The organism is Rhizobium sp. 01N447_2 (assembly GCF_056399245.1).
Genome location: NZ_JBFTQY010000147.1, coordinates 1 through 4,821, shown reverse-complemented (window position 1 = coordinate 4,821; position 4,821 = coordinate 1). Strand labels below are relative to the sequence as shown.

Here is a 4,821-nt window from a genome sequence, read left to right as displayed (position 1 = left end):
GCCCAGGTCGGCACCTGGACGCCCTTGTAACCGATGTCGGCCGCCCATTTGGTGATCGCATCCCACGAGTTGAAAGGAGCAGTATCGCCCGCGAACTGGCCAAGGAAAAGGCCGGGGCCCTTGATCGTCTTCATGTCAGATTCCTCCCTGAATATCGACCGTAAACGTTTCTGAAGTGTTGTAGCACGCATTTTGGCGGGAGCAAGACGCCTCCTCGCCCTTGCCGTCGGATCTGGCGCGAGGCCAGATGCGGTATGGCTGCGACCTAATCATGACCGGCTTTGGTCGGCAAGAGGTACGTGCCGCATTTTCGCAGACACGCCCGAAGCAAGGCATAAAAAATGCGCCCATCCCTTCGAATGGGCGCATGTCTCCAGTCAATCGATCAGAACGGAGAATCCGGGAAGTAGAAGTCCTTGGCATTGTCCTTGGTGACGAGCGTCGCGTCGAGGATGTAGCTGCCGTGAACCGGGACCTGATCATAAAGAGCCGCCGCCGTCAGCTCCATCGCCGTGCCGACCATTGCCGGCGGATAGAGAACGTCGACCGGGATCAGCTTGTCGCCGTCCATCACCTTCTTGACCATGTCCTTGGAGCCGGCGCCGGCAACGACATACTTGATGTCGGTGCGCTTGGCCTGCTCGATCGCCTGCAGAACGCCAACGGCCATGTCGTCGTCCTGGCACCATACGACGTCGATCTTCTGGTACTTGGTCAGGTAGTCCTGCATGACCTTGAAGGCATCGTCGCGGTTCCAGTTGCCGTACTGGCGGTCGAGAACCTTGACGTTCGAGCCGGCAATGCCCTTGTCGAAGCCGTCCTGGCGCTGCTGGTCGATCGGGATCGGCAGACCGCGGATGATGACCACTTCGGCGTCCGGCGTGGTGTCCTTGATGTACTTGCCGGCGACTTCGCCGAGAGCCGGGTTGTTGCCGGCGACATAGAGGTCGCGCACGGAATTGTCGTTGTTGCTCGGTGCACGGTCGACGAGGGCGACGAACTTGCCCTTGCCCTTGACTTCCTTGATGGCGTTGACGAGCGGATCCGGATCCGACGGCAGGATGACGAGGGCGTCGATGCCTTGCGTATCGAGATCCTGCACGGCGTTGGCCTGGCTTGCGGCGTCTGGCGAAGTCTTGACAATTACGTTGAGACCGGGATGTTCGGCCATCAGCAGCTTGGCGACGCGTTCGGCATGGAACACCACACCCGAGGTCCAGCCGTGGTCGGCGGCCGGAATGGATACGCCGATCGTGAATTTCTTATCCTGGGCGTGAGCGGCGCCGGCGAACGTCACCGCCGCAACCGCCAGGCCCAACATCAATTTACGCATGCTATTTCCTCCCAATAATTTCAGGGACTTTTCCATATCGGGACCGGACGCCCTGTAAGCCCGATCAATTCATGATTTGCGCACCAGCGAGCGCTGGACGAACATGGCGATGATGATGATCGCACCCTGGATGGCGCCGATCAGATACTCGCTGATGAAATTCGAAAGCAGCATGATGTTGCCGACCAGTTCGAGAATGAAGGCACCGCAGATCGTGCCCCAGACCCTGCCCGCGCCGCCCTTGAGCGCCGTACCGCCGACGACGACGGCCGTGATCGCCTGCAGCTCCCACAGGATGCCCGTCGTCGCCGATGTCGAGCCAAGCCTGGGAACATAGAGCAGCACGGCAATGGCAACGCACAGTCCCTGGATGACGAAGGCGATCGTGCGCACGCGGTTGACCGCAATACCGGAATAGCGGGCGACGTCGCTGTTTGATCCCACAGCCACGACATGGCGCCCGTAGCGGGTGCGATAGAGGATGAAGGCCGCAACCGCCGTCACCGCCAGGATCACCACGATCGGCACCGGTATGCCGGCGACATTGCCGAAATAGGCAGGGCGATAGAGCGTCTGGATATCGGCGGAGCGAAGCGTGATCGCGCCGCCCTGCGACAGCCAGGTCGTCAGGCCGCGATAGATGCCCATTGTGCCGAGCGTCGCGATGAAGGGCTCGATCTTGCCGACCGTCGTGATCAGGCCGTTCGCCAGGCCGCAGAGCGCACCGGCGACGATCGTGAAGACGACCGCGACCACGAGCATCAAAGCCGGGTTTGCGATGGCGCCCGAATTCATCAGCAGGATCATCAGGCTGGCGACGAAGGCCACCATCGAGCCGACCGACAGATCGAGGTCGCCCGCTGATATCACGAAGGTCGCACCGACCGCGATGATGGCGATGAAAGCGCTGCGCGTCGCGACATTGGCAAGATTGGTGATGCCGATGAAATTGGGATTGACCAGGGCTCCGACGATCAGCAGCAGCGCAAGGGCGACGAAGGGCGCGACCGCACGTAGGTCGACATCCCGCCAGGATCGGCGCCGGATTTCCCTGGTCTCCTCGTTGACACTCATTTCCAAAACCAACCTCCCGTCCCATATTTTCTGGGAATCTTATCTACCGTCCTGATCGGCAAAGCCCTGCTTCAGCCCTCAGGCGACCGCCTTCTTCTTGAGCCCGGCGGCGTAACGCATGATCTCCTGCTCGGAAATCTCGTCGCCCTCGAGCACGCCGACGATACGCCCTTCGCGCATCACCGCCACTCTCGTGCAGAGGCCGATGACCTCCGGCATCTCCGAGGACACGACAATGATCGACCGGCCGTCCCGGGCGAGCGCCGAGATGAAATGATAGATCTGCTGCTTGGTGCCGACATCGATGCCGCGCGTCGGCTCGTCGATGATGATGATCTGAGGCTCGGTCTCCATGACCTTGGCGAGCAACAGCTTCTGCTGGTTTCCCCCTGACATCCGGCCGGCAACGATATTGCCGTCGCGAACCCTGATATCGAAACGGCGCTTGGCCTTTGCCATCGCGGCCGCCTCGCTTCCCGGGCTGAGATAACCGTGACGAGCGTGCCTTCCGAGCGATTGCAGTGTCAGATTGGTCACCATGCCGGAGCGCAGCAGCAGACCTTTCGACTTGCGGTCCTTGGTCATGTAGGCGAGCCCGCAACGATTGGCGGCATGCACGTCGCCGGAGGGTACCGTTTCCCCCTTGATGACCACCTCGCCCTCGAGACGGGTTCGCAACCCAGCGATCGCTTCCATCAGTTCGGTGCGGCCGGAGCCGATCATGCCGGAAAAACCGATGATCTCGCCCTTGCGCACCTCGAAGCTCGCATCCCTCACATAACCCGTCGACACCGAGGCGACACTGAGGACGACCTCCTCGTCGACATCAGGCTCGACCTTGGCGGGATAGAGGCTGGAAAGCTCGCGACCGACCATCAGCTGCGCGATCGATTCCCCGTCCAGAATGGACGTCGGAGAAGTCTTGATCCATTGGCCATCGCGCAGCACCGTGACGCGGTCGGTCAATTCCATCACCTCGTCGAGTTTGTGGGACACAAAGACGAAGCTGGTACCCTGGTCGCGAAGCTTGCGAACCTGCTTGAACAGCATATTGGTCTCTTCCCGCGACAGCACCGCGGTCGGCTCGTCCATGAACACCACCCGCGCGTCGCGGCTGATCGCCTTGGCGATTTCGACCATCTGCTTGTCGGCGATGGAAAGCGTGCTGATCAGTGCATTCTCGTCGACATGCGAACCGAGCACGTCGAGAACCTTGCGTGTCTCCGACCGCATATATTTGCGGTCGAGCATGCCGAAACGGGTGACTTCACGCCCGAGGAAGAGGCTCTCCGTCACGGTCAGATGTTCGGCGAGGTTGAATTCCTGGTGAATGATGACGATGCCGAGCGCCTCGGCGGCGCCGTTGGGCGGCAGGACGACGGGCTTGCCGTCGAGCAGGATTTCGCCGGAACTCGGCTGTTCGAAACCGGACAAAACCTTGACAAGCGTGGACTTGCCGGCGCCATTTTCACCCATGAGCGCATGGATTTCGCCGGCGCGGAGATCGAAGTTCACGCTGAAGAGGACCTGCACTCCACTGAAGGATTTGCATATGCGCCTGGCGGACAGCACCACGGGTGCGGTGTCGGCGATCTCCACGGTCATCTGATCCTCCCCAAAGCGGCTCCCCGTCCGCTCTGAAGCGTTATGTAAACCTTTACATACATCGTGTAAAGGTTTACATCGTTGATTTACACAGATCAGTTGAAGCCTGCCTTTGACCTCTCGACAAGTCTGTGTAGTGTCGCGGCGAAGACAGCCCCAAGGCAGAGCCCAGTGTCGAATTCCACGCCCGCAACCATCGAAGACGTCGCCCGGATCGCCGAGGTCTCCATCGCGACGGTTTCCCGGGCAATCCATATGCCGGAGAAGGTCGCCAACTCCACGCGCCTCAAGGTCAACCAGGCGATCGCCATCACCGGCTATACGACGAATGCCATGGCGCGCAGCCTGAGGCTCGGCCGCTCCAACATGATCCTCGTCGTGGCGCCCGATATCGGCGATCCCAATTTCTCCAACATTCTCGTCGGGCTGGAGAACGAAGCACGCGCACACGGCTACGGCATCCTGATCGGCCACACGCAGAACGATGCCCAGCGCGGCTTGGAATATCTGAAATTCTTCAATTCCAACCAGGCGGCCGGATTGATCCTCTTCACCGGCATCCTGMCCTTCGGGCATCAGACGATGACCGCGCGGCTACCGCCGAGCGTCGGCGTTTTCGAGCCCGTCTTCAACGGCGGCATTCCCTATGTCGGCGTCGACGACACCGAAGGCGCTCGGAAAGCGGTGGACCTGCTGCTGGCCGAAGGGCATCGCAAGATCGCCTTCATCGGCGATTCACGCACCCGGCTTGCCTATACCAGGCGTCGCATGGGGTACGATCCTATACCAGGCGTCGCATGGGGTACGAT

4 protein-coding genes and 1 pseudogene are annotated in these 4,821 nt (G+C 60.8%); 1 reads left to right on the top strand and 4 read right to left on the bottom strand.

Annotation, left to right across the window (positions count from 1 at the left end):
- The 4 genes and pseudogenes from AC1ECN_RS38210 to AC1ECN_RS38195 form a co-directional block, all read right to left on the bottom strand.
- Window positions 1-134: pseudogene (locus AC1ECN_RS38210) on the bottom strand (sugar phosphate isomerase/epimerase); the annotation flags it as partial.
- A gap of 251 nt (window positions 135-385) precedes the next feature.
- Window positions 386-1,333, bottom strand: coding sequence for a substrate-binding domain-containing protein (locus tag AC1ECN_RS38205; protein ID WP_018072728.1), 948 nt, complete (start codon window positions 1,331-1,333; stop codon window positions 386-388).
- Window positions 1,334-1,402: 69 nt separating this feature from the next.
- Window positions 1,403-2,407, bottom strand: coding sequence for an ABC transporter permease (locus AC1ECN_RS38200; protein WP_018486227.1), 1,005 nt, complete (start codon window positions 2,405-2,407; stop codon window positions 1,403-1,405).
- Between the two features lie 78 nt (window positions 2,408-2,485).
- Window positions 2,486-4,012 (bottom strand): sugar ABC transporter ATP-binding protein, encoded by a 1,527-nt coding sequence (locus tag AC1ECN_RS38195; RefSeq protein ID WP_130673119.1) that lies wholly within the window; start codon window positions 4,010-4,012, stop codon window positions 2,486-2,488.
- A 171-nt stretch (window positions 4,013-4,183) separates the two neighbouring features.
- Here AC1ECN_RS38195 and AC1ECN_RS38190 point away from each other — a divergent pair.
- Window positions 4,184-4,821, top strand: a 638-nt coding sequence (locus tag AC1ECN_RS38190) for a LacI family DNA-binding transcriptional regulator (protein ID WP_477955997.1), incomplete at its 3' end; no start/stop codon positions are given.